The sequence below is a fragment of the Rufibacter roseolus genome, assembly GCF_017916365.1.
Classification (GTDB): Bacteria; Bacteroidota; Bacteroidia; order Cytophagales; family Hymenobacteraceae; genus Nibribacter; species Nibribacter roseolus.
Genome location: NZ_JAFMSU010000004.1, coordinates 1 through 25,301 on the forward strand (window position 1 = coordinate 1; position 25,301 = coordinate 25,301).

The 25,301-nt window shown below is 51.2% G+C and carries 17 protein-coding genes; 11 read left to right on the top strand and 6 right to left on the bottom strand.

Annotation, left to right across the window (positions count from 1 at the left end; genetic code table 11):
* From J3P35_RS21535 to J3P35_RS21580, 10 genes are all read left to right on the top strand, one after another.
* Positions 1-1,384 (top strand): T9SS type A sorting domain-containing protein (locus J3P35_RS21535; protein WP_210466817.1); only part of this gene is annotated, 1,384 nt, incomplete at its 5' end.
* Between the two features lie 594 nt (positions 1,385-1,978).
* Positions 1,979-3,514: a T9SS type A sorting domain-containing protein gene (locus J3P35_RS21540; RefSeq protein WP_210466818.1), complete on the top strand. Its 1,536-nt coding sequence runs from the start codon at positions 1,979-1,981 to the stop codon at positions 3,512-3,514.
* Between the two features lie 958 nt (positions 3,515-4,472).
* On the top strand, positions 4,473-4,787 hold the full coding sequence (locus J3P35_RS21545) for a hypothetical protein (protein WP_210466819.1): 315 nt from the start codon (positions 4,473-4,475) through the stop codon (positions 4,785-4,787).
* Between the two features lie 152 nt (positions 4,788-4,939).
* Positions 4,940-9,835, top strand: coding sequence for an Ig-like domain-containing protein (locus J3P35_RS21550; protein ID WP_210466820.1), 4,896 nt, complete (start codon positions 4,940-4,942; stop codon positions 9,833-9,835).
* 807 nt (positions 9,836-10,642) lie between these two features.
* A complete protein-coding gene (locus J3P35_RS21555; protein WP_210466821.1) occupies positions 10,643-14,407 on the top strand; it encodes an NB-ARC domain-containing protein in 3,765 nt (1,254 codons plus the stop codon).
* A 295-nt stretch (positions 14,408-14,702) separates the two neighbouring features.
* Positions 14,703-14,855: a hypothetical protein gene (locus J3P35_RS21560; protein ID WP_210466822.1), complete on the top strand. Its 153-nt coding sequence runs from the start codon at positions 14,703-14,705 to the stop codon at positions 14,853-14,855.
* A gap of 48 nt (positions 14,856-14,903) precedes the next feature.
* Positions 14,904-15,266: a hypothetical protein gene (locus J3P35_RS21565; RefSeq protein WP_210466823.1), complete on the top strand. Its 363-nt coding sequence runs from the start codon at positions 14,904-14,906 to the stop codon at positions 15,264-15,266.
* Positions 15,267-15,503: 237 nt separating this feature from the next.
* Positions 15,504-15,890: a LexA family protein gene (locus J3P35_RS21570; protein ID WP_317195418.1), complete on the top strand. Its 387-nt coding sequence runs from the start codon at positions 15,504-15,506 to the stop codon at positions 15,888-15,890.
* On the top strand, positions 15,887-17,164 hold the full coding sequence (locus J3P35_RS21575; RefSeq protein WP_210466825.1) for a Y-family DNA polymerase: 1,278 nt from the start codon (positions 15,887-15,889) through the stop codon (positions 17,162-17,164). The genes J3P35_RS21570 and J3P35_RS21575 overlap by 4 nt, the downstream gene beginning before the upstream one ends.
* Positions 17,165-17,337: 173 nt before the next feature.
* Positions 17,338-17,607, top strand: a complete 270-nt coding sequence (locus tag J3P35_RS21580) for a hypothetical protein (protein WP_210466826.1) — start codon at positions 17,338-17,340, stop codon at positions 17,605-17,607.
* A 22-nt stretch (positions 17,608-17,629) separates the two neighbouring features.
* Here the strand turns inward: J3P35_RS21580 and J3P35_RS21585 are convergent, their stop codons facing one another.
* Genes J3P35_RS21585 through J3P35_RS21590 form a run of 3 tightly spaced genes read right to left on the bottom strand, consistent with a single transcriptional unit; the run spans position 17,630 to position 18,938 of the window.
* Complete coding sequence (locus J3P35_RS21585; protein WP_210466827.1) at positions 17,630-18,025, bottom strand: nuclease A inhibitor family protein; 396 nt, start codon at positions 18,023-18,025, stop codon at positions 17,630-17,632.
* 15 nt (positions 18,026-18,040) lie between these two features.
* Positions 18,041-18,265, bottom strand: coding sequence for a DNA/RNA non-specific endonuclease (locus tag J3P35_RS22055; protein WP_317195419.1), 225 nt, complete (start codon positions 18,263-18,265; stop codon positions 18,041-18,043).
* Positions 18,240-18,938, bottom strand: coding sequence for a DNA/RNA non-specific endonuclease (locus tag J3P35_RS21590; protein WP_246850460.1), 699 nt, complete (start codon positions 18,936-18,938; stop codon positions 18,240-18,242). Before J3P35_RS21590 ends, J3P35_RS22055 begins: the two co-directional genes overlap by 26 nt.
* Before the next feature lie 587 nt (positions 18,939-19,525).
* Here J3P35_RS21590 and J3P35_RS21595 point away from each other — a divergent pair.
* Positions 19,526-20,140 (top strand): hypothetical protein, encoded by a 615-nt coding sequence (locus J3P35_RS21595; RefSeq protein WP_210466828.1) that lies wholly within the window; start codon positions 19,526-19,528, stop codon positions 20,138-20,140.
* Positions 20,141-20,251: 111 nt separating this feature from the next.
* Here the strand turns inward: J3P35_RS21595 and J3P35_RS21600 are convergent, their stop codons facing one another.
* The 3 genes from J3P35_RS21600 to J3P35_RS22060 all read right to left on the bottom strand — a co-directional run bounded on the left by J3P35_RS21600 (position 20,252) and on the right by J3P35_RS22060 (position 25,295).
* Positions 20,252-21,247, bottom strand: coding sequence for a DUF6371 domain-containing protein (locus J3P35_RS21600; protein ID WP_246850461.1), 996 nt, complete (start codon positions 21,245-21,247; stop codon positions 20,252-20,254).
* Between the two features lie 133 nt (positions 21,248-21,380).
* Positions 21,381-22,649, bottom strand: a complete 1,269-nt coding sequence (locus J3P35_RS21605) for an McrC family protein (protein WP_210466830.1) — start codon at positions 22,647-22,649, stop codon at positions 21,381-21,383.
* 3 nt (positions 22,650-22,652) lie between these two features.
* Positions 22,653-25,295: an McrB family protein gene (locus tag J3P35_RS22060; protein WP_246850462.1), complete on the bottom strand. Its 2,643-nt coding sequence runs from the start codon at positions 25,293-25,295 to the stop codon at positions 22,653-22,655.
* Positions 25,296-25,301: the final 6 nt, after the last annotated feature.

Consider the following 25,301-nt stretch of genomic DNA (forward strand, 5'->3'; position numbering starts at 1 on the left):
CATATCGGGCGACAAGACCGAGGCGAGCAAAGGACTGGATGACTACTGGGTCGTCAGGCTGGACAGGGATGGCAATAAACTCTGGGACAGGAGTATCGGGGGGAGTGGCAGTGAGATTCAACAATCCCTAATTCAAACCTCTGATGGAGGCTACCTGCTGGGGGGATACTCCAACACAAGCATCTCAGGAGACAAGACTTCAGGCTCCAGGGGGGGATACGATTACTGGGTCGTGAAGCTGGATTCAGAGGGCAATAAACTTTGGGACAGGACTGTCGGCGGAAGTGGCAATGAGGAATTTCTTTACGCCTTGGCACAGACTCTGGACGGAGGATACGTTCTAGGCGCTAACTCCGGCTCCGGCGTATCGGGCGACAAGACCGAGGCGAGCAAAGGACTGAGTGACTACTGGGTCATCAGGCTGGACGGAGATGGCAATAAACTCTGGGACAGGACTATCGGGGGGAATGGGATTGAAAGACTGCAGAGTCTGATCCTGACTTCGGATGGGGGCTATCTGTTGGGCGGGTACTCCTATTCCCGTTACAATGGCGACAAATCAGAGGCGAGTAGGGGACTAAGCGACTATTGGGTGGTGAGGCTGGACGAAAACGGCAACAAAGTCTGGGATAAGACGATAGGGGGGGATATGTCTGATGACAACCTCTTTGGCTTGGCACAGGCCTCGGATGGGGGCTTCATCCTTGGGGGGAACTCTACCTCCAACCTTTCGGGGGACAAAACAGAGACAAATGACGGGGAAAGCGACTACGGTTCTGATTATTGGCTAGTAAAAATATTTGCCCCAGGGGAGGAACCCCTCCCGGTTACTTGGGTCTCCTTCGAGGGCAGGCCATCCGCGGAAGCAAACAGTTTGGCTTGGGCAACCGCCTCGGAGTCAGGGACCGAGTTATTCGTGGTAGAGCGCTCTGGGGATATAAAGGAATTTATTTCAATCGGGGAGGTGCCCGCTTCCGGCAATAGCAGCCAATTGCAGCAATACACTTTCATGGATGCCCACCTCCCAAAAGGAGCTGTAACTCTTTATTACAGGCTGAAGCAGTTGGATTTGGACGGCAGATACGAGTACAGTAAGACAATAGCTGTGAAGTCGCACAGCCAAAGAAGAGGGAAAGAATTGACGGTGTACCCCAATCCGTTTGGGAGAAGCCTCAGCTTGCTGTCTGTTACCTCTGTCCTTGGTAATAAAGGGTTCGTAAGCCTTTACGGGGTGGATGGCCGTAAAGTATTCCAAGGTGATATAACGCCACAGTTAGGGAGGAAAGTGATTTTTATCGATAATTTGCCTGAATTGGCTCCGGGGGTGTACTTCCTTAACATTTCTCTGGACGGGGAAACCTCTGTGTACAGGTTGGTGAAATAGGTATAAAGCAAAACCAATGATTGCTTAATGGATATTTGGTTTTGGATCATTAAATAGAACTAATCTATTTCGATACTGCTGTCAATCAATGTAAATGCGGCACGCGCCTGGGACTCCAAAGGCCAGACTGGATGTGATGTTATTTAAGCAATGAAACAAACTTATATGTCCCATAAAACGCCCGGTTTTCGGGACCCTGGGTGCTGTTCTCATATATGCCTCCATTCCTTAACAGCCATCCCGGCTGCCCATCCCACAAAACAAACCATTATTTGGTTCTCGGGACGGCTTTTGAAGGAAGTATTAAGATGCAGTGGTCTCCATAAAAAGAAAATGATTTTTCATATTATTGCCTAATAAAATCATATAATAGCTTAAAATTACTCCATATATTGTAGCTTACCTACTCTTCTGGTACTCTTTTGCCCAAAGGATAACAAACAAAGCCGGGTAAAGCCCTTGCCGGTGAGGTTTGCGGCCCACCCTGCAGTCATTCAGCTGTACAGGACCAGGGGCCTCTGCCTCCCTTTGGGTCGGGTAGCCTACGTTATCACTGACAGCTTGCCCTATTACCGAAGAACCAACCTGTACCCGATGAAAAGATCCTTACTCTCCCTTCTGTTGGCGGTCCTTTGCCTGAGCGCGGGCGCGCGGCAGCAGCGGCAGCAATGCGTGCCGGTCCTCACCACCCAGGAGGAGGTGGACAATTTCCCAAAACTGACCTGCGAGGTCATTGGCCTGGTCATCCAGGGCAGCAGGGCCCCGGGGGGCATCCGCAACCTGGACGCCCTCAAATCCCTCACCTCCGTCACAGGGTCCGTCCACCTGTCCCTCTCCGGCGTCGAGAGCATAGAGGGCTTGGAGAACCTTGCCACCGTCGGGGGCGACTTTTCCATATCGGGCATGGATGAGATCTCCTCCCTGCTGGTGGACGATTTCTCGGCCCTGAGCAGCGTCGGGGGGCAACTTAACATCAGGGGGAACCCCGGGTTGACCATCCTGCACTCCTTCTGGAAGCTGCGCTCCGCAAAGACCGTCGACATCGGCGACAACCGGCGCCTGGAGGACGTCCGCGGCTTCCCCCTCTTCAACACCACCACGTTTTTCACCATAAGCTACTGCCCCTCCTTGGCCGATATCTCGGGGTTCGACAACCTGACCTCGGTGTACCCGGCCAAGGAGGGGGAGGGCTCAATCCTTTACATCGGGAACAACCCCGCCCTGAGGACCATCACCGGCTTCAAGGGCCTGGGCAAGGTGGATGAGATGATGCTCACCACCAACAGGTCACTGGCCGACATCCCCAGCTTCAACGGCCTGAAGGAGTTCAACTCCATCGCGATCGGGAGCGACTCCGCCCTGGTGGATATCTCCGGCTTCAACGGCGGCTTCACCGAGGGGGGTAGCCTCACCATCTCGCGCAACCCCAAGCTAAGGGCCGTCACGGGCTTCAATGGCCTCAAGGCCAAGACCCTGGCTATCAACTCAAACGAGGCCCTGGCGGAGATCGCGGGGTTCGATGACGTGGATGCCAGCACCATCAATATCGGCTACCATGACAACCTGGTGAAAATCTCCGGGTTCAGGAATATCGGGGCGGCAGAGACCCTGTCCATCACCGATAACGGCAAACTGGAGACGGTCTCGGGATTTGACCGGCTGAAAGAGCTCAAATCCCTCTTTATAAGCCGGAATGGGTCCATAGCCACCTTGGCGGGCTCTTTCCCCTCCCTGGACCAGGCCCTGCTCGAGCAGCTGTCCGTCAACAATAACCCGAGGCTTTCCTTCTGCTCAGCCCCCTGGATGTGCGCCTTTATGCGCGACAACATGAGGGGCAACCAGGTCCATTCGAACGCGCCTGGGTGCCAGGGGCCCAACGAGGTGCTCGCAGGCTGCAACCCACTGGCTGCCGCCGAGGAGGAAAGACCAGCCCCGCCCATGTTCCCCAACCCTACCACGGGACACCTCCGCTTCGGCAGGCACCTGCGGTTCACTATTTACGACGGGCTGGGCAGACCTGTGCTCAAAGGCGAGGGCGAGGGGGTCTCCGTCTCTGCCCTTGCCCCGGGGGTGTATGTCCTGAGAACAGGGGAGAACGAGGAAAAGGCCTATAGGTTCGTCAAGGAGTAGGTGGCCGCTTATGGCTTGGCCGGAAGGGGAAGGCTGCCTGCGCAAAGTCGGGGAAAGGACCACAGGCAGAAAGACATGTTTGCTTCAAAATAATCCCTGCTTCAAATAACCTGCTTGCCGCTTGTCTTCGCCATTTTCTACGACTACTTTCGCTTCAGTTCTAGCAAATGCCAGAATGGAATCTGCTGTGAAAGGAAGTCCTCTTTCGGGTGAGCTTCGTATCCATTGTTAGTGGTCCATAGCACTAGGCGAAGTACCCAGAGCTACAAGGGCTATGGTCGTCTTGGGGTTAAAGAAGCTGACGCCAGTAGTAGAAGGAGGGGCAGTAACTTCTCCTTCTATGGGCAACTTCGGTGTCCGGGCCAAGTCCTTCCTATTTAACGAATGCTTCATCCTATAAACACAAGCTACTAACCATAGGCACCTTCCAATCTTTAGAAGTGCAGCGTTGGAAGAACATAACCACATTTCACGAAAGCGACCTTTAAACAAAATTAAAATCAGTTTTGTATCTCTCAGTTGCCTTGCAGCCATAGGGGAACCTCATATATTTAAATTTTCTAATAAATAAATTACTTATTTTTAGGTATATACTTTTACGAGTTTTACTTTTTATCTTTAATAACTTGAAATACGGCCCCCGTAGCTGTCCTTCCATACTGCCTTCCCCCAAAGTGCGGCTTGATAACTGATTTACTTCCTGTCCTTTAAAACCACCTTTCCCCTAAAGCCGCTTCGACCACACGGCTTTACTTAGCCCTTTTGTATTGCCCCATAGATGATGAATTATGATGACCTTCCATAGGACACTGACGGTACTTTTTTTTTTGCCTGTAGCCAAAAGACGGTAAGCCTGCAGAATAGGGATTTCGAGGTACTGCAGGCAACTTCCCAGAAATGGGTTTCAGGGGTCCGAGGAGGCGGAAGTGGGATCACCTATAAATTGAGTGTCCAGATAATGACGGAAAAGAACCTGAAGTTTGACTCTTTATGGGTTTTGGATAAATGCCTGAGTATTAGATTGGAAAGGGGAGGGGAGTATGGAGACTTAAAATTATACAAAAAAGATGTAGTTACCTTGATCGCATCCGAGTACCGGGGCGGACCGGGTGAAAACGGCAGGAAAGAGGAAGCCAGTGCCTCTTCGAAGGATCCTGCAAAAGCGCCTAATGAGTACGAAGGAGCGGCCTTGTTGAAATATAGGGTAAATGGTAGGGCAAAATACCTGCCGATCCCCCATATCGTAGCTAAACCCGATATATACGGGCAATAGGGAAGCACTTGGTGTAAGAGACAAACCCAGATCACCTGCCATTTTCACCATGATTTTAAGGTCATATGAAACCAATTCTTACCCATAAAGCCCCCTATATTTTCTTTTTGCTTCTGTTTTTATCCGTTGATTCCTTTGGGCAGCAACCTTGGATGAATAATATTAATGATAAAAAGAATCCCAACTTCCATGAAGTGAAACGCGCTTTTGATACTTACTGGAAAGGAAATGTCCCTGCAGGAGGCGTGGTCCCCAAAGGAAAAGGCTACAAGCAATTCAAGCGCTGGGAGTGGTTCTGGGAACCCAGGGTTGGGGCGAGTGGGGTGTTCCCTAGCCCTTCGGTGGTAGCGGAAGAATGGGAGAAATACAAAGCTGCTCACCCAGAAGCCAGCCAACCATCGCTTAAGGGGAAACAATCGAAGGGCCAGGGGGAAAGCGACGGCCTGTCTCTCAGCGTTTCCCAATCGAGCGCCACGGGGGGGTGGGTGGCCCTGGGCCCCTCCTCCTCCCCAGGAGGGTATAACGGAGTAGGCCGGATCAATTGCATCGCCTTCCATCCTACTGACCCTAATATATTCTGGGTAGGAAGTGCCTCCGGGGGGATCTGGAAGACAACGACCGCAGGTACCTCTTGGACACCTTTAACCGACAACTTGCCGGTGTTGGGGGTTTCGGCGATAGCGGTCAACCCCTCCAACCCCAGTATCATGTACATCGCGACCGGAGATCGGGACCATATTGCCACTTTTTCCGTGGGGGTTTTAAAGTCAACGGACGGGGGAGCGACGTGGGTCACCACAGGTTTAAGTTATACCATCTCACAGCAAATGAGGGTAAAGGGGCTTATCATTCACCCCACGAACCCGCTTGTGCTGGTGGCGGCTACTACCAACGGTCTTTACCGAACTGCAAACGGCGGCACGAGTTGGGCCCTGGAGCAGTCAGGTGACTTCCAGGAAATTGTATTCAAGCCTGGCGACCCATCTACTATTTATGCCAGCTCCAACGGGGATGCCCAGATTTACCGGTCAATAGACACAGGTGACACCTGGACCCAGGTAACCGCCTTCAGTGGAATGAACCGGATAGCCTTGGCGGTCACGAAGGCCAATTCTTCTATCGTAGGGGCGCTGTGCAGTAACAGCATCAATAGCGGGTTTAACGGCTATTATACGTCTACCAATAGCGGGGCCTCCTTTAGTTTAACATATGGAACTGGGGGATTGAATCTGCTTGGTTATGCTAAAAATGGAAGTGATGCTGGTGGACAGGGTTGGTATGATCTGTGCTTAGCCATTTCCCCCACCAATGCCAGTGTGGTGTATACGGGTGGTGTGAACACTTGGAAATCCACCACCGGGGGTAGCAGTTGGACTATCAACTCCATGTGGTCTTTGAACGATGGACCGGGAGTGCCCATCGTGCATGCGGACAAACATTGGCAGGCATTCCACCCCTTAAACCCGGGCACCCTCTATGAGTGCAATGACGGGGGCCTGTACAAGACCTCAGATGGGGGCGTCACCTGGACGGATTTGAGCAACGGTCTTGGCATCACCCAATTCTATCGGATGGGTAATTCTGCCACCAACCCGAACCTTACGATAGCAGGCGCCCAGGACAATGGCACCAAGATAAGGAACTCCTCAACCTACACCGACAACATAGGCGGAGACGGCATGGAGGCGATTATCGACTATTCCAATCCCAGCATCATGTACGGTTGCCTGCAGAATGGGACCATCATGAAATCTACGGATGGAGGGGCCAGCTTCACCAGTATTTCGGCGGGTCTTCCCCAAGGCCGTGATTTCTCGGCTTGGGTGACGCCCTACGTAATAGACCCCGTCAATCCCCAAACCTTGTATTCAGGGTCAGGAAACGATGTTTACAAAACCATCGACGGAGGGGCAAACTGGGCGAAGATTTCCTCTTCCTTGAGCCCTAATAGGTTTCTTACAACCCTAGCAGTAGCCCCTAGTAATACCCAAACAATATACGCTGGCAGCGACTACTTCCTTTACAAAACTACCACCGGCGGAGGGAGCTGGGGTTCCCTTAACCTGCCCTCGAGCGAAACCCTGACTTCCATTGAAATACATCCTTCTAACCCACAGATCGTCTGGATTACTTTTTCCGGCTACACTTCCGGAGCAAAGGTATTCAGGACCGATAACGGGGGGGCAACCTGGGTGAACATATCCGGTACCCTGCCCAATCTTCCAGCTAATACGATCGAATATGATAAGAATACCGGGGTTTTGTACCTGGGGAATGATGTAGGGGTGTTTGTGCGGCACCCGGGGATGCAGGATTGGCAGGTATTCGACTCTGGGTTACCGAACGTGGTGGTCAATGAGTTGGAAATCCACTACAGCACCAGCCGTCTAAGGGCGGCCACCTACGGCAGAGGATTGTGGGAGTCTGACTTGCTGGTGAATGACGCTCCTCCCACCGTGAGCCTTACCTCACCGGCGAACGGAGCGGTCTTCAGTGCCCCGGCCACCATCACCATCACGGCCAACGCGGCCGATGCTGGGGGCAGTATCAGTAAAGTGGAGTTCTTTAGTGGTGGCACCAGGCTGGGGGAAGACCTGACTGCCCCTTACTCCTACAGCTGGGCAGGCGTGCCCCTTGGAGACTACGCGCTTACCGCCAAAGCTACTGACAACATTGGTCTCTCCAATACTTCGCTTCCTGTTTCCATAAAGGTGGCAGACTACTGTGTTCCCGTCTATACGGACGGATGCGTGAGTTTCGCCACCCTGGTGAATAACTTCAGCTTCCACACGCTGGTGAACAACAATTCCGGCTGTGGCAGCGGGACTGCCCCAGGGTACATAAATTACCCTCCTTCCGGCACCCTCACCACGACCGTCCTCCGCGGCCAGAGCTATCCCCTCAGCATGCAGGGAACGGATTACCCTGAATATTTCGGGGTATGGATCGACTACAACAGGGATAGGGATTTCGATGACCCGGGTGAGTTTGTGTACGCCTCGCCTACTACCGGGACAAACCAGTTCACGGCCTCCATTCCCATCCCGGCCACGGCAGCCCTGGGCACTACCCGGATGAGGGTGAGAAGCAACTGGGACCCCGTGATTACCGGCAACCAGTCGTGTTCCCCCATGACCTGGGGCGAGGCCGAGGACTACACCATCACCCTATCGGACGGGAACACCCCGCCCACCGTGAGCCTTACCTCCCCGGCAAGCGGGGCGGTCTTCACCGCCCCAGCCACCGTCAGCCTCGCGGCCACGGCAGCCGATGCGGGGGGCAGCGTGGCCAAGGTTGAGTTCTACCAGGGAGCCACCAAGCTGGGGGAAGACCTGACCTCCCCCTATTCCTTTAGCTGGACAGGAGTGGCAGCCGGAAGTTATTCTATTACAGCCAGGGCTATAGATAACTTGGGCAGTATGACGACCTCAGCTCCGCGGTCAATCACGGTACAGGCGCTCAGCACCTGGAACAGAAGGTTCGGGGGCTCGGCCAGTGATGATTTCACCGCCGCCGTCAAGACCAGTGACGGGGGCTACCTGTTGGGGGGATTTTCCTCCTCAGGCATCAGCGGGGACAGAACCCAAGCGAGCCAAGGCCTGACGGATTTCTGGATCGTGAAGACCGGCAGCACGGGCGCCAAAGCATGGGACAAGCGATTCGGCGGCTCGGCCGAGGACAACCTGTATTCCATTGTCCAGACCAGCGATGGGGGCTACCTGTTGGGAGGGCAATCCAGGTCAGGGATAGGGGGTGACCGGACACAGGGCAGCCAAGGCGGATATGATTACTGGATCGTGAAAGTCAGCAGCACCGGGGTGAAGCAGTGGGACAGGCGGTTCGGCGGCTCGGCGGATGATTACCTGAACACGGTTCTGTTGACCAGCGACGGGGCATACCTGCTGGCCGGGACCTCCTCCTCAGGGATCAGCGGCGACAGGACGCAGGCGAGCCAGGGAGGACAGGACTTCTGGGTGGTGAAGGTGAGCGGCACGGGCACCAAGTTATGGGACAAACGGTTCGGCGGCTCAGCTAGTGATTACCTGGAGAAAGCCGTTACTACCTCAGATGGGGGGTTTCTGTTGGGAGGGCGCTCCTCCTCCGGCATTAGCGGGGACAGGACACAGGCCAGCCAGGGCCTGACGGACTATTGGGTCGTGAAGATCGGCGGCACGGGCACCAAGCTGTGGGACAAACGGTTCGGGGGATCGGCGGACGACAACCTGTTTGGCCTGGCAAGGGCGAGTGATGGCAGCTTCCTGCTGGCCGGGAACTCAAAGTCCGGCGCGGGGGGGGACAAGACGGAGGCGGGACGGGGATTGAACGATCTCTGGGTCGTGAAAGTCAGCAGCACGGGCACAAAGCTTTGGGACCGGCGGTTCGGCGGTACGGCCGAGGAATTCCTGAACGACGTGGTTGCCACCAGCGACGGGGGCTACCTGCTGGCCGGGACCTCCTCCTCGGGGATCAGCGGGGATAAGACGCAGGCCAGCCAGGGCGGATATGACTATTGGGCGGTGAAATTGAGCAGCACCGGCGCCAAGCAGTGGGACAAGCGGTTCGGAGGCTCAGGCACCGACCAAACGAAAGCGGCCCTGCAGACGTCCGATGGAGGGTATTTACTGGGAGGGCGTTCCGCTTCCGGCATCAGCGGGGACAGGACCGAGGGAAGCCGGGGTGGAAACGACTTCTGGGTGGTCAAGGTCGGAAGTTCCGGAACGTTGGCCCCCATCGCTCCTTCCGTCTTGGCGGATACCGGTATCCTGGCAGAGGCCCAGGCAAATGGGGACACCTTCCTGAAGGCTGACCCTAACCCTTTTACCGAAATGGTGACCCTGCATTTCCTGTTGGCCGACCGGGGTTGGATCAGTCTGAAGGTATATAACGAACAAGGGTTGGTGGTCGCAAGGGTGTATGAGGGTGAGGAGGAGTCCGGCCCTCGCTCCTATGCTTGGAAGGCGGAGGGTCAGAAACCAGGGGTTTACCTGGTTCGGCTGATCACCGGCGCTGGCAAAGCCTTCTACCGTAAAGTCGTCCTTATCAGGTAATCGGCGGATCTTCAGCTTTTGCAGTGACTTAGGTCAATGGCATACGAAAGGGAATACAGGCAGGCAATACTACGGTTGGGTAGTGTTACCTGCCTGTTTGATGCAAAGATAACCAGCCATTCAACGACTTGAATTACAATCGATCCATTCCCCTTTGGACCTCCCAGGGGACTTGAAGAGGTTTCCTCCCTTTTAGCAGCAAGGAATAAGCGGCCAGCCCCCGCCTATAAGTATGTAATTCAATTGATAAAGAGGGAGAACCACCATTGGAAAAACCTACCTAAAAGCACTCAGAAACTAGATTCGCTGGAGTGCCAGTAGTCTATGACAGGCTGCTTGCTTTGCATTCTGCGATTCAAGGAGGAGTATATCATTAAAGAAGGCACCTTCACCGATTCCTAGAAGTTCAATTATCGCCAGAAAAAAGAGGAAGCTCCCTCCCCTTGAGCAAAACCAAGCTTTTCAGAAGCAATGGTCAAGTAGGCCTAACAGAACAACCACATGGGACCTGTTGCAATTGGACATGTTGCAATTGGATCTAAGCCCAAAGTCACCTGGCAAGCACCAAGTAAATCCCATTGAGCGTATACAAGAGGGATTCAGTGATCAGCTGCCTGCGTCCACCACTCGGCCTTGATTAAACACCTCTCTGGAACCTTAATTCTCCTGCCTATGGATGAAAAACCTTATAACGTGTTCCTCTCGTACTCTAGGACCGATGGGGTGAGCTTCGCGGAGAGGCTCCAGCGCAGGCTCTTGGCAGACGAAAAAGGCAGCCAATTGAAGTATTATAGGTTCAGAACTGGGATGGGGTATGAAACGGATTCCAACTGGGCGTTTGACGGATCAAGAGAGGCGGAGTGCATGGTGGTCATTATCACCCCAGCATTACTCCAACTTCCTTCCCTGGCCCATATCCTTGAACCCTCTTACTATGTGAACCCCAGAGTCTTCCTAGTGAAAGGAGTGCCGAATAAAGGGTTGGAGGCTTATATCCTGCCACCTGCACTGGCAAACCTACATGTATATGACCTGGAGCAGGAATGGGAAAGCTTCATGGAGGACCTGTATAGCCACTGCACCCTGGATAAGTTTCTGAACCTGGCCCCGAGCCTCCCCGATGGATACGTGCACCGGCCTGCGATTTACGAAAAGGTCAAGCGCAAACTGCTGCAGTCAGGAGATAGGGACCCATTCTACCTGCGGCTGGAAGGGGAGGAGGGGGATGGCAAGACGACCCTGGCAGCCGCTTTATGCCATGACCGTGATATACGTGACCATTTCTACGATGGGATCCTATGGCTCAGCTTAAGCAAGAACGGGGATGACCTGCAGGAGGTCAGAAGCCTCTACAGCCAACTGATAGGGGAAGAAGCGTCCATTGAAGACTTAGGGGAAACCCTGTATAACTTCGCCAGTGAGATTTCCCCTTCTTCAGACCAGGGTCGCCTGCTGGTGGTGGACAACGTCCTCCAAGCCCGACAGCTTAGTATATTCATGGGATTCGTGGGTAGAAATGTCAAAGTGTTGAGCACCGGTCCGGGCACGCTGCACTTAACGAGTGCCAGAAACTATCATGAGGAGAAAGCCACAAGCTTCGAAATAGGCCCCATGGAGGAAAGAGAAGCGTTCCGCATGCTGGGGGTAGAATCGGGCCATGGGGATCCCTTCCTATCGAGGAAATTGGCGGAATGGGCGAAGGGTACTCCCTTGCTTCTGCACCTCCTGCACAGAATGGCCCTGGCCCAAGCGCAAAACTTCGGCTCCGTACGGCAGGCGCAAGGGGAGCTGTTGGAGAGGATTGAGAAAAGCGCAAACACCCTAGGTTCAGATAGGAAAACCCTGAATCGCCCGGAAAGCATCCAGGTTTGCATGGCTGCCATCCTGGGCCTACTCCCTGAGGAACAAAGGAGGCGGCGCATGGAACTGGCCGCTTTCCCCACGGGGCAGCCCATCCCGGAGGAAACCATCTATGCCCTCTGGGGAATTGCCCCAGACAAGGGGAGAAGCCTTCTGGAGGAGTGGACGGGGTATTCCTTGTTGGAGTATGATGGGCATAAAGGTGAGGTGACCGTCCACCATGCGCTACAGCAATATTTTAGAGGTGCCCTGGGAAAGGACAGGGAGCCCCTGAAAAGACTGCTCCAGAAATTACTGACTGATCCCCATCACCTGCCCAATGCTTACTCCTGGCGGTTCCTGATCAGGTTTCTGGTGAGGGTAGGGGACATTTCGAAGGCATCGGACCTACTCTCCGACTACCGTTGGCTGAAGGCAAAGCTCGAGAATACCGACATCCGGAGCCTGTGGCAGGACTTCCTGCTGCTCCAAGTGAGGACGGGTTTGCTAGAGCTCCTGAAGGACTCCCTTAGCATGACCTACCAGGCCTTGGCCATAGATAAGGGCAACCTCCCCTTGCAGCTTCACCAGCGGCTCCGGCTGCACTGGGAGATCCTGCCCAGGGATTTCCGGCAGGCCCTGGAGGAAGACCTCCGCCACAGCCTCTGCGTTCCTCTCAAAACGGACCTGAACCCGATAGGTAATGCCTTTTACACCGTGGAGCTAGGGTCCGGGATCCAGAAGCTAATCCTTTGGGAAGATAAAAACATCATAGGCTTCTACAGCGGCAAGATACAGGTGATGGAAAGGGATAGCGGCAAGCTCCTTTTCTCCCTTGCCGGTCACACGCAGTACCTGGAGGACCTGGTGGTGGCAGGCAGCATCCTGGCAAGCAGCAGTTGGGACGGCACCATCAGGATCTGGGACTTGGCCAAAAGGAAGGCCGTTGAAACCATAACCGACCAATCGGGCATACACCGGTACTTGGAGGTGGTGGGGGATGTGCTGGTCAGCGGCTCCGGAGGCTACGATAGAAACAGGGGCAAAATGGTAGGTACCCTCAAAAGCAGGGATATACGGACCGGCAAGGTGCTGCATTCCTTTGGAGAGCTAGATAATTACATCACCAGTATGGCGGTGTCGGGGAACGTAGTGGTGGCAGGTATCAATGATGGCCCCATCAAGAGCTGGATTCTGGCCTCCGGTGAGGAATTGGTTTCTTTTACCGGATACACTGGGACAATCAACCACCTTCAAATCGTAGGTGACATTTTGCTGGCCAACAACGAGCATTATCAAGACTATAGCATTTGGGGGTGGGAAATGAGGACGGGTAGGCACCTTTTCACCCTTAAGGGACACACCGATAAAATCACATGCCTAGCCGTTTATGGAGATATCCTGCTCAGCGGCAGTGAGGACGGTACGCTCCGGAGTTGGGATATTAAGCAGGGCAAACCCCTCCAGGTGTTCAAGGGCCATTCAGGTAAAGTATTAGGGATTGCCTTGTACAGAGACACTGTCGTGAGTTGCAGCGAGGACGGCACGCTGAGGAACTGGAACATCCTGACCGGGGAGCAGCTGCGTATCTTCTTGGGCCACAGCTCCGGAGTGGCCGCCCATACGGTCTCCGGCAGGCTGCTGGTGAGCGGGGACTGGGCGGGTGCGGTAAAATGCTGGGACCTGGAGAGCGGTGGGGATAAAAACGTCCCTACGGGTCATGTTGATTCCATCAGGAGGTTGGAAATTATCGGAGGGATAGTTGTCACCGCAAGCAAAGATGCCACAGTGAGGAGCTGGGACTTGGCGACGGGCAAACCCCTGAAGGTGTTCAAAGGGCACATGGCCCCTATCAAAACGCTCTCTGTTTACGGTGGTTTGGTAGTCAGCGGCAGCGAGGACGGCACTCTCAGGAGCTGGAACCTTGCTACAGGGAAGCAGTTGCAACAATTTGAAGGGCATGAGGGCGGGGTGACTGCCGCCGCCATCGCAGATGGGGTACTCTACAGCGCTGACTATGATTCACCTATCCGGGGCTGGGACCTGGCCACCGGGAAAGAACTGCGGGTTCTCCCCGAAGACTCCAGGTTCACTCGCCTCGCCTCCGCCCCGGGGATGCTCGTCAGCAGTAATCACGATTCAATAAAGGTCTTGGATCCGGAAACCGGGAAAGAGCTAAAGGTAATCGAAGCTAAGGATTATAGCCCCTTTCAGATGGCTATCATCGGTGACACCTTAGTGACCGCCTCCTCTTCTCCCAAACATGATACCCTAAGGAGCTGGGACTTATCGAAAGGCCTGCTCCGGCACAAATATATGGGCTTCGGGATGGATGGGCATGTCCGCGGAAGCACGTGTTTCAACATCTCAGGTGGGCTGCTGGTAAGTGCCGGAAGGGGTTTCGCGAAAAGGTTCAAGGCAGACGCTGGCTATAGCAATAGCATCATCAGCTGGGACTTGGAGTCAGGCAAGGCCTTGCAGAGTTTCTGGGGGCATACCAAGACCATTACGGGGCTGCAGGTTGCCGGGGGAATCCTGATCAGCGGCAGCCATGACGGCACGATCCGGCTTTGGGAGCTGGACAGCGGACGCTTGATCTTGAGTCTCTTCCATGATGAAGGAATCAACCGGCTGAATTACGAACCCGAGAGCAGGACCATAGTAGCTGGTGGCAAGAGGGGAGGAATGTTTTTTTACAAGCTCAATAGTGATTTCTCTACTCTAGACAAGTAAATAGGTCCTTTTCCTGTACTCAAGCTTTCCTGTAAAAATGGATATTGTACCTTGAAGCCTACTTCTCCTACTTATTGGCACCTTGGGGTTCCTATACTTATACGTTTGCATGGGTGATATCATCATAGCAGTTTGTCCCTGTGGGTTAACCTCCAAGCAGATCTTTCGCGGGATCGGGTTCATTTATTTCGAAACAGGTCACTTCTGCGAACCGGCATACTGCGACACATGCGGCATCGTGGAAGGAAAAGAAGCAAGCAGGAGCTATTCTAAATGCCCAAGCTGCCGCAGGAAGATGAAGTTCTATAATCCACAGCTCAACGAGCAGGAAGAAGAAGTGTCTGGTGAACCCGCTTTCTCACATTACCTGGAGGGTGAAACGCAGTGGCATTGCCCCAAATGCAAGCAAGAGACCTTGAAGTTTGAGAACATTGGGTGCTGGGACTAACTGGTAGTACATGACACCATACAACTTCCGGAAAACAGACCAACAGCTATGATCTTCGAATTCAGCATGGGTGGGTACTACGCCACCAACTATTGGGTACGCTACAACAAAAGGGTGCTGCTGTGTCACACTTCGGAGTATCCCATGCCACCCACCCCGGAGGACATGCTGACCGTGCAACTGAAAGGCGAAAGCTGGAACCCGCTGCTGTCGTTTCTCTCAGGATGCGCTTGGGAGAAGGAGTACCTGACCGATGTCTGCGACGGCATTCAGTGGGAACTCAGGACGAAGGGAACCGGTGTCAACCTCAAAGCGTACGGATCAAACGCTTACCCGCATGACTTCCCCGTGTTCATCGGGCTGCTGAACACCGTGCTCTCTGAAGCTGGGTTCAGCATATCCCTTCCTTAACCGCTGCTCCTTCTACCAGAATAGTTACTAACATATTTGGGGTTATCAACACAATTTACCAACATTATTAGAAAAGTAGGCACAAACATTCACCTATTGTATATAGTTTTGCGTAATTACTAACTTTTTTAGTATTAGTGATTCTACGAAGGTGTTGATATGAGCTGCGCAAAGATAATACCCATCGATTCCTCTGTCCTGGAACTCTGTCCAGTTGAGATACTGGAAGGACTAGAAGTGCCCCTGTACGCTTCCTACATCAGCGCAGGGTTCCCCTCCCCAGCCGACGATTACCTGGAAGACCGGATAGACCTAAGTACCTATCTGGTCCAGAACCCTACCTCCACCTTCCTGATGAGGGTAAAGGGCAACTCCATGCAGGACGCCAACATTCACGAGGGGAACCTGCTGGTAATCGACAAGTCCCTCAAACCGCGTGACGGTTTCCCGGTGGTGTGCTTCCTAGAGGGGGAGTTCACCGTGAAGACGTTCCGTCAGATAAAAGGGAAGGTGTACCTGGAACCCGCCAACCCGGTGTACCCCCGCATCGAGGTCACCGAGGAGATGGAGATGCGGGTCTGGGGCGTGATCGTCTGGGTCCTGCAAAAACCGGAGAAGCGATGACCACGCTCTTCGGACTCTGCGACTGCAACAACTTCTACGCCTCTTGCGAGCGGGTCTTCCAACCGGGGCTGAACGGCAAACCCGTGGTGGTGCTCTCCAACAACGATGGGTGCGTGATCGCCCGCAGCAACGAGGCGAAGGCGCTGGGCATCCAGATGGGTACCCCGTACTTTCAGATCAGGGATCTGGTGGAGATAGACGAGGTGCACGCGTTCTCCTCCAACTACGTGCTCTATGGCGACATGTCCAGTAGGGTGATGGCTACACTAGCAATGTTCACGCCGAATATTGAGGTGTACTCCATAGACGAGTCATTCCTAGATTTAGGGAACTTCTACAAGAAAGACCTGCACCAGTACTGCTGGGAGATAAAGAACATTGTTTATCAGTGGACCGGCATTCCCGTCAGTTTGGGTGTTGCCCCGACAAAAGCACTCGCCAAGGTAGCAAACAGACTCGCTAAGAAGTCCGCCAAAGCGAAGGGAGTATCAGTACTCACCGATCCCTACCACCTCTCAGAAGCACTAAAAGCGACCAGCATTGAGGACGTGTGGGGAGTGGGACGGCAATACACGAAGCTGCTCCGCCGGCACGGGGTGAACAACGGGTATGATTTTACCCAGAAGAATGACTCTTGGGTGAAGAAGCATATGGCGGTCGTTGGGCTGAGACTCGTGAAGGAACTCCGAGGGGAAAGCTGCCTGGAGCTGGACGAACTCGCACCTCCGAAGAAAGGAATCTGCACCTCACGTGGCTTCGGTGAACGGCTGACGGAGTATTCTCAGATACAAGAAGCTACCGCAAACTACGCGGCCAAGTGCGCCAAAAAACTAAGGCAGCAGGGGAGTTGCGCCAGAGTGATGACCGTGTTCATCCAGACGAACTACTTCTCGGAAAGGGACCTTCAGTACAACAATAGCCGGACCATTACCCTACCGGTCGCCACCAACTCGGATATGGAGCTGATCCACTACGCGTCACTCGCCCTGAAGTCTATCTACCGCCCAGGCTATAGGTACAAGAAGACTGGGGTAATCCTGACGGAGATCGTGCCGGAAGACCGGATACAGCTAGATCTGCTGGACAAGGTAAACAGGGAGAAACACGGGAGCATTATGGAAACCTTGGATAGGCTCAATGCCCGGTACGGGAGAAATGCAGTAAAAGTCGCGACGCAGGGGTTTGACCCATCCTGGCAGCTGAAATGCGAGCGAAGATCCCCTTGCTATACCACCAGGCTCTCTGAGATACCCACCGTCTACAACACCCTGTAACGAACACGGCTCAGGTGCCGTTTGGAGATTGAATCAGACACACCTCCATGATCATCTATAACAGCGGATTCCTAATCCTTGATTTCGATCCCAGCACGGACATCCTGTCTGTCACCATGCCCCCGGTGAGCGACATCCTCCTACCTGAGATCAGCCGCTCGTTCGACGTGATCGTGGAGCACTCCCGGAACTATGACATCAAGCGGCTCCTTTTCGACGCAAGGGAGACGCAGGTGGATGTGCGGGAGGAAGTATTCGCGCCAATCATTTCCCAGTTCGTACAGGACCTGGCGACCACGCGGGTGCAGAAGGTCGCCCGCGTCATCTCCTCCAGCGTTTTCCGGGAACACGTAGTCCGGAAGGTGTTCAACAACAACGTGCTCCCCATTCAATTTGAAAGCTTCTCCGAGATGGAGCCCGCGGTCGAATGGTTGAAACACTAGCCCGTTTGCGGTTGCACTTTGATCAGGTCTCTACCTGTCGGGTCTTCAACCCCGCCAGATGTTGCTCTGGTGTCCAACCCAGCACATACGCTTCGATCTGCGTCCGGCCGATGCGGTATACCTTCACCCCTGTAAGTTTGAGCAACTCGTTCTGAAGCTGCTGAAATCGCTCAATCTCCTCTTGCTTCTCAGCGTTGGCTCCTTCGCGCACCTTGGTCATGTTGCGCAAGAAGTAGGTTAGCTCCTGCTCCTCCACCGGAGAGTCCATAGGTTTACCTAAATGCGAAAGCAGCCGTTCACGGTTAAACTCTTCGCTTGATTGCTGCCCAAGATCTACGGGTTCAAAAGGAGCGTCCGTCTCACTTAGCATGTAAAGGCCTTGTGCTGCTTGCTGTATCTTCTCTAATGTCTGTATCATAAGAATGATTCGGGATTACTGCGTGGGACCGGTATCCGTCTTTGCCTCAAGAGCGGATTCTATGCTGTCCGGCAGATTTGCGAGTAGGTCATACCCCGTAGCTGCTTCGATTGCATCCACAGTAGTCCTGTAAGTAGACCAGGAGGAGTTGACGGAGTTGATGTTCGGGGTATTCACCGCAATCACCCTCGTGCTCGCGGTGACTCTATTCACGTCATCTGTGCCTTCCGGCAATACCACGACTACCTTCCAAATTCTGGCTGGGAACGGTGACCCTTCCGTTGTCTAGGGTGGTCACCCTGCCATTACTGCCTGTGCCGCCAGCACCGTAGCTCCCCATGATCACGTACACTTCGTTGCCCGCTTGCACCAGGGAACGTGTATAGTCCTCCAACCTCGCCCAGGTTTGTTGGTTATTGTTAGGTGCCTGAGGGATCATGTTTGTCATCAGGAAAGTGGCAGAGTTGTCTTCAACGGTCTTAGTTCTGTCAGCGGAGGGAGTGTTGTGTCCTCTATCAAACCCACTGCCACGATAGCTGTCCTCATCCACTTGGTACCATCCGGATGGCAGGGAAGTGTCTGCCCTGAAGTCATCCTGCCGGGGTGCATTCCCCAGCCAATCCGCAGTGATATGCCAGCTCACCCAGTTCGGCGTGCCCCTGTCTCTGCTGTAGGACAGGGCATACTGGGGTTTCTCCATTAGGTAATTGTTGGTGTTGTCTACTTCTGTAGTAGCATGGCTGGGGTTTCCTAGGGTGAGATGCTCACTGAAGACCAAGTCCAGTGACTTCTTAGGGATTACCTCTGACTCTTTACAACCGATCAGCACTAAGCAGAAGAGGGTGAAATAGGTAAACTGTTTCCTGATGGCGGGGATGACATAGATCATAGTCGCTTTTACCCTGAGAATCATGATATGGTTCTTCTCTCAGCGCCTAACTTCTCACAACTCAGGCCTCATCAAACCCTGAAGGTGGATTTCCTCGACACTACGTAGGTATATCACGATGGTATTCAGGTTAGAGTGACCGAGCAGCTGCTGCATAAGCTTTAGATTCTGCGTCTCTGTGAAGACATTTACCTATGTTGCATGATGAGAACTATTAAGTTTCTTATCACCCAATCAGACTTCGTCTAGACTACTCCTAAAGTAATGGTAATCCCTAGTTAAAGGAGAGATTCATTGGCATCCAGTTTCATGATTCGGTTAAGAAAACTTCTTTGCTATCTGCATAAAGCAAACCGTTGAAAGCTCAGGAAAAGGCATTTTGGGTAGTTCTTTGATATTGAAAGTGAGGTTTGGCAAGGAAAAAAGGTAGTTAAGTAAGTCTTCCAATTCCAATCCTACTCAGATACTACCAATAATAGTCAATGAGTCAAAAGCAATTGGCAACTATCACTTCCAGCATATTAACGATTAGAGTTTCATTAAAGTCAAAAAGCAAAACATAGCAAAACAACTATTGCGCATGATTCTTCTTTCTTTATAATTTATCAACTATGGAAAAGGATAGTCTATCTACTAAAGAGATGCTACTGAATATCGCCTCCATGCGGAAAAAAGCCCTTGCCCTATCGGAAAGCGGAAAGCGGTACTCTCATTTGCTTAAGCTCATTTTAGAAAAGGATTTCTTCTATGATGAGAACCAGCCGATGCCTTCCCTGAAGGAGCTTTGTCAAACTTCAGGGCTTAAATCCGGCAAGGTAAGGAAGTTCCTTGAGGAGGTGTACAATGACCTAGTACTAGACTATGAGACAAAGCCGGTATTCACCCTCTCCAAGGTGCGTTATGAGTTTTACCTGCGGGGATGGGACAAGAAGGTCTTAGACATGGAAGTAGATTGTTTGCCTGTCATCCCTAGAGCAGGAGAGGAGATCGAGATTCCCTTTTTCTCGGCTTATCTCAAAGTGAAACATTTTTTTGTAGAGAAAATTAGGTATAGGTTTGAGGAAGACACTCAATACGTTACCATATGGTTACAAAAAGGATTTTACAACCCCTATTGGGAATTCAGGAAAGCTCAAGCTGTTGAAGAGGATGAAATATCAACCTTTGAAGCACTTGAACTGGAAGACTTTGAGTTGAAGCGTAGATTACGAGTTGGAAGAAACTAGCTAAACCAGCCTTAATCTTTGCACAATCTCACCTTTACTCAATTCTTTAATCGGTTCCACAATGAATTTGGGGTGGAATAATTTGGGGGCATCTCTTTGAACTAAGCTGCTTCACCTTACAGGAGGAAGTCTCAACAGGAAGTCTGCAATATCCAGCCCCTCTTCCTTCTGGTCCCTGCTGGAAATCCGTTCCAGCAGATCAGAGACGGTGAATAAGCCAATAGACTCCAAAGCAGCTGCTTTTTTCGTCCATTTCTCGAAGCCCCCTAGATCCGGGAAGAGGGTTACGTTTCTATCTTTAAGGACCTTGCAGCGTTCCTTCGTCAACGAAGATAGGCCTCCTACCGCGAGCCAGATATATCTAGGGAGGTAGACCGAGCAGATGATGGCGCTTTTTTCACTTTCCACAATTGCCACAGGTTTGTTTGGAAAACGTTTCAACAGGTGCTCCCCAAAGAGGCATTGTTTTAGCGTGAAATCGTCGCCTTCTAAGGCCTTGTGTACCCAATAAATCCGGTTATAGGGCTTTTTCACCCTCTTTCCCGTTTCTCTGTCATAAAGCATAATTTTACCGGTCCTGATTCTTCCTTCTGCGTCCACTTGCCAGAAGACCGTGGCGCCAGGCCACTTTTTAGAGGTACCCAGTTGGTACTGGGAAATCAATCTATTAGCTACTTTCAAGCCGAATTTTTCCCTTAAGAAAAGGGCAAAATTGTTCTTTCCATAAAGCCGGCAAGTTGCCTTAAGCTTTTCCTTTGGGATAGATGAAATGAGATCCTTTCTTTGTTCTTCGGCAGTATATCTCCATTTAACCTTCTGCAGAGTAAATTTGGATGGAGCAGGGGCTGTTTCCGTATTGCTGTTGCTTCTGCCATATTGGGCTGAAGATTTATTCCGATCAGGGTTGTCAAGGAAATATGCCCTCGGTGTATAATGGTACCCGCACTTGTTTTCCCTGTTGCAGCTACCAACCGTGCGATGCAGGTATTCCCCGGTTTCGGTATCAATATAGCGCGTGAACTGACGTTTCACTAGGCAATTAGGGCAGGTGAACCTTGTTCCTTTGCCAGTACCATAAGGTTGTAGAGTAAATTTATAGTGGTTCATCTACATTAAAGGCAATAAGACCATCATATTCTTTCTTTAGCTCCTGATACCCTATGCATTCGCTGCCGTTCAACTGCATGCAGGACAGATCCAGCAGGCGGCGATGTTGCCTGAGTAGCTTCTACCCTTTACTTTATAGAACTAGCCATTCCATCAACTCTCTGCTTAGAGCAACCTGCCATTCTTTGATCGAACTGCCAATGCTCAAGGTAATGACAGAACATTCATTATCTGTTACCTTGTCTTCTTTCGGATGAAGGTATCGGCCACACAAAATGGTCGATTTTTCTCCCGGATATACTAGCGCCACCTTCTCAGTATGGTAATATTGATGGTACACATATAGCTGCCGCAGATCATCGGGCGAGGGGTTATAGCCGTTCAGGTTTTTCCATTTGGTATCTAATACTGCATAGTTCTCTCCGTCTCGCTTTATCAAAATATCTGGCCTAATGGAGGACCGGTTGCCGCTCTGGGGCTTCCAGAAATATTTGGTGGTTTGGGCAGTGGCGGTAAATTCTGGGTGTTGCTTCAGGAAATACTTTTTGAGGGTCATAAAAATGAAGGTCTCCCAAAGCAGGTTCATGTCAAAGAGGAGTGCCAGCACATGATTAGTGCCTCTGGCTACATCTGGGTGATAGTTCAGTAAAAGAAGACGGGCGATCTCAATGGCTTTCCGGTAAGGCTCGGTTTTGCGGTTATAGACTAGCTTGTTAAAAGTAGTCTCTGTGACAATGAGTTCTGGCATCTCAGGGAAGGTTAATAGCAGCGCACCAATTTTGCTGTGCAGGCTGGCATTGGTGTTAATCTGCTGGAGCAGCCCTAGGGTCTTGTAAAGGATAGCATGCCATTGGTGCACTACATCATAGGTGTTGTACTGGACATAAAACCTTTCCTGGTGGGTAAGATTCTGCTGGAGGTGTTTGCTGAATTGAAGGCTACCTTTTAAGGCAGTGCTATTGCCTTCTACTTTTCTGTATTTCTTAATAAGACCCCGGTGCAGGAGGTACTCTACTTCCTTCAGGAAAAGCTCAAAGTACAAGTCAAGAATAGAGTTGCTTTTTAAGGCAAGCGAAGAACTAGTAGGAGCCGTGACATCAAAGATGCCTACTGCTTTTAACATGTCTAATAGCATGTTCCGCCAATGCTCTTCTGTCTTGGTGCCTTCACTTGGCATTTTGTCTGCTTTGGGTAAGATTTCTATGGTGGTGCCTCCTACCTGAATCACACCTACATATCCATTGAATTTCACCCCCTGATGAATAAGGGAATAATAAGGCAAGCCCTGCTCCCCGTAAAACGCCTGCAGTGCCTTTAACTGAGATTCCGTTAAAGACTTGGGTCCCTTGCCAAGGCGCAGGCTTTCGTGCTCATAGACAATGATAGAGGATGCGGCAGGCATGGGCTATTTCCGGAGTAAAGCATTTACTGCAGAGATGAATTCAGCATCAGAAAGGTGAAGCAAATTGGTAAGCCGGTACACGGGCCTGCTGCTTAAGTCGCTGCTTCCATAGTCTTCAAATTCAGCGAACAAGTTGTCTGTTACCTGGTACTGTAACGCTTCTTTCTCAAAGAAGGCTTTGCCAAGTACCAAGCCAATTTTACCGAAATCACCGAAGAAATACTCTTGTAGTAAGGGGTTGATTTTATTCTGGAAAACTGCCTTAAGGCCAGCCAAGTTGTGAACGCCCATAAAGAAGCTGTGCCCAATCAGGTGGTCTTTGTCCAGGAGTTTCTCAATGCGCTTATTGATGGTGTGCAGCAGGTCTGCCAAGTGAATACCGGCTACTTCGCCCCCTTCTGCTGAAAGCTTTCCTTCTGTTGTGATGAGTTCTGGTCTGGGCGGCATTTCCTCAAAGCTGAACCGTCTGCGCAAAGCGGTGTCTAAGGCTTCTACGCTCCGGTCTGCGGTATTCATGGTACCAATGATGAAGAGATTGGCGGGCACTCCAAACTTCTCTTTGCTGTAGGGAAGGGTTATTTGCAAGGCTTCATCCTTGCCTAGTCTTTTATCTTCTTCAACGAGCGTAATTAGTTCTCCAAAGATCTGTGATACATTTCCTCTATTGATTTCATCGATAATGATTATCACGGGTTCTGCTTCAAAGGAGTGGCTTTTAATCGCTTCTGTATAAACCCCTGAGTTGAACTTCTTCTCTATCTCTTCATCATTAAAATTTACAATCGCTTTTTCTTCAGCTAATGCAGCATCCGGTTGAAAATTGGTCTCAAACTCTTTTATGCCCTTAAATACAGCATAAAATTCTGTTAATCTGATAGAGATTTGAACAGTATCCATAATTTGTTGAAGGTCATTTATCTCGCTGGCACTATTAAACTTGTCATACAACTTCTGTAAATGTTCTTTCCTTAGCGGAGCAGAGCTTGTAGCTATAGATTCCTTATGCCTGGCAATGATTGAGTTATTGCTATTTATTTCTTTGATTTCTATATCGCTACCTCTGATTGATTTAAAAATGGGCTTTATTCCTTGGCTAATCTTACTTTGCACATCTGAAATAAAAGCATCATATAAATCATCAAAAGTATATTCATCAATACTATGATCTTGGTTCGCAAATACTTGATAGCAGTTTTGAGCTGCTAATGCGCACGCCTTTTTGAAAATACCTCCTATTACTTCGTAATTGATAGAGTCTCCTTCCTTCTTTGGAGTAACAGGCTTTATCCCCTCAATAAAATCTTCATAGCTCATGCTCTGGTGAAAGGTGGTAAAGACTATCTGCCCAGCAGCCACCTTCTTATCAAACTCATTTTTAAGTTCAATCCGGGTTTTGCCCTCTACCGGAAAGCCGCAAATGGCCAAAGCCTTATTGACCGTGTGGTAGGTTTTGCCGGTTCCCGGCGGGCCAAACAGAATCTGGTTTAGAGGTTGATTATGCTGGGGCAAAATTGCTTCCTTCTTATCTGGTGCTGGGATCATTTCTTCTGTCGTAAAATCATAGAAGTTTGCTCTGTACGCTTTATCAAAGGCTGCTTTCCTAAAAACAGGGTTGTCATATTCTTTAGGCTTCGCACTTTTTTTGTCGTGTTGTTCATTGGAAACCGCTTCTTTGAGGGCGGGGTAATGTTGAAGAACCGTTGCCGCAGAAGTGTCTTTAATCCAAACGGGATTTTTACCACCCGAAAAATAGGAACTATCTGCGCCGGGCACCTCATAGCCTTCAGGGGCGATGAAAGAAAACTGACCATTGCCAAGGACTAAGCAATACCTGCGCCCTATATGAAAGCTTAGTTGTCCGGACTTTGTACTAAATACCAGGTTAGGTGTATCTGTAATGCCTAAGTCCTCAGTGAGCTGGTCCAGCGTCTCGAAATAAAAGGTGAGGTCAGATGGAGAAAACTTCTTCAGGTAGTTCCTGAACTCCCTTTCAGCTTCTTCAATGCTTTTGTCCAGCATTCGGTAGAGGATGTCCTGTGCCAATATTTTATGTTGGGGGTCTGGGTACCCGTCTGCGGGCAGCAGGTGGTTTACTAGTGCAATCAGCTCTGCATCTATATTCTCCTTGATTAACTTGTTTACCAACTCAAGGTAATGGGGATATTTTTCGCCAGGAGGTTTAGGCTTTATGCCCAGTAATTTACAGTACTTCTGATAGAAGGTGTCCTTATAAAATGGGTACTTATCTGGATTATGAAAAGCCAGAAGAGTAGCCATGGTTCTCTCATCCTGGTGGTGCGAGTGCTTTTCATTTGGCTGTAGTTCCCGGTAGATTTTTAAGGTTTCTGTACTATACCTACTTAAGCGTTCTTCTAAGGGTAATTCCTCATTGAATAATACTTTTAAGCAACTTCTAGTTTGTTCTGGCCTGTCTTTCGCAAGGTGACGAATGACACCTATACCATTATGGAAAATGAGATTCCCATAATTGATGCTTTTTATCTCTTCATAAATATCTGGAGCATCCAGGTTGGGTCGGCCTTTGAATTGGTTTACTAAACTCCATTTGTAGCTTTCTTCTGCCAGCGTGTTCTCTTGAAGGTGGCTTTTGTATTTTTCTATAAGTGTGGTGATAGAATCTACCATGAAGTG

Coding starts and splice junctions, on each gene's coding strand:
- J3P35_RS21550 (WP_210466820.1), top strand. CDS start 4,940: ATGAATAATATTAATGATAAAAAGAATCCCAACTTCCATGAAGTGAAA.
- J3P35_RS21565 (WP_210466823.1), top strand. CDS start 14,904: ATGATCTTCGAATTCAGCATGGGTGGGTACTACGCCACCAACTATTGG.
- J3P35_RS21560 (WP_210466822.1), top strand. CDS start 14,703: ATGAAGTTCTATAATCCACAGCTCAACGAGCAGGAAGAAGAAGTGTCT.
- J3P35_RS21605 (WP_210466830.1), bottom strand. CDS start 22,649: ATGCCTGCCGCATCCTCTATCATTGTCTATGAGCACGAAAGCCTGCGC.
- J3P35_RS21595 (WP_210466828.1), top strand. CDS start 19,526: ATGGAAAAGGATAGTCTATCTACTAAAGAGATGCTACTGAATATCGCC.
- J3P35_RS21585 (WP_210466827.1), bottom strand. CDS start 18,025: ATGATACAGACATTAGAGAAGATACAGCAAGCAGCACAAGGCCTTTAC.
- J3P35_RS21575 (WP_210466825.1), top strand. CDS start 15,887: ATGACCACGCTCTTCGGACTCTGCGACTGCAACAACTTCTACGCCTCT.
- J3P35_RS21590 (WP_246850460.1), bottom strand. CDS start 18,938: ATGATTCTCAGGGTAAAAGCGACTATGATCTATGTCATCCCCGCCATC.
- J3P35_RS21600 (WP_246850461.1), bottom strand. CDS start 21,247: ATGAACCACTATAAATTTACTCTACAACCTTATGGTACTGGCAAAGGA.
- J3P35_RS22060 (WP_246850462.1), bottom strand. CDS start 25,295: ATGGTAGATTCTATCACCACACTTATAGAAAAATACAAAAGCCACCTT.
- J3P35_RS21545 (WP_210466819.1), top strand. CDS start 4,473: ATGACGGAAAAGAACCTGAAGTTTGACTCTTTATGGGTTTTGGATAAA.
- J3P35_RS21540 (WP_210466818.1), top strand. CDS start 1,979: ATGAAAAGATCCTTACTCTCCCTTCTGTTGGCGGTCCTTTGCCTGAGC.
- J3P35_RS21555 (WP_210466821.1), top strand. CDS start 10,643: ATGGGGTATGAAACGGATTCCAACTGGGCGTTTGACGGATCAAGAGAG.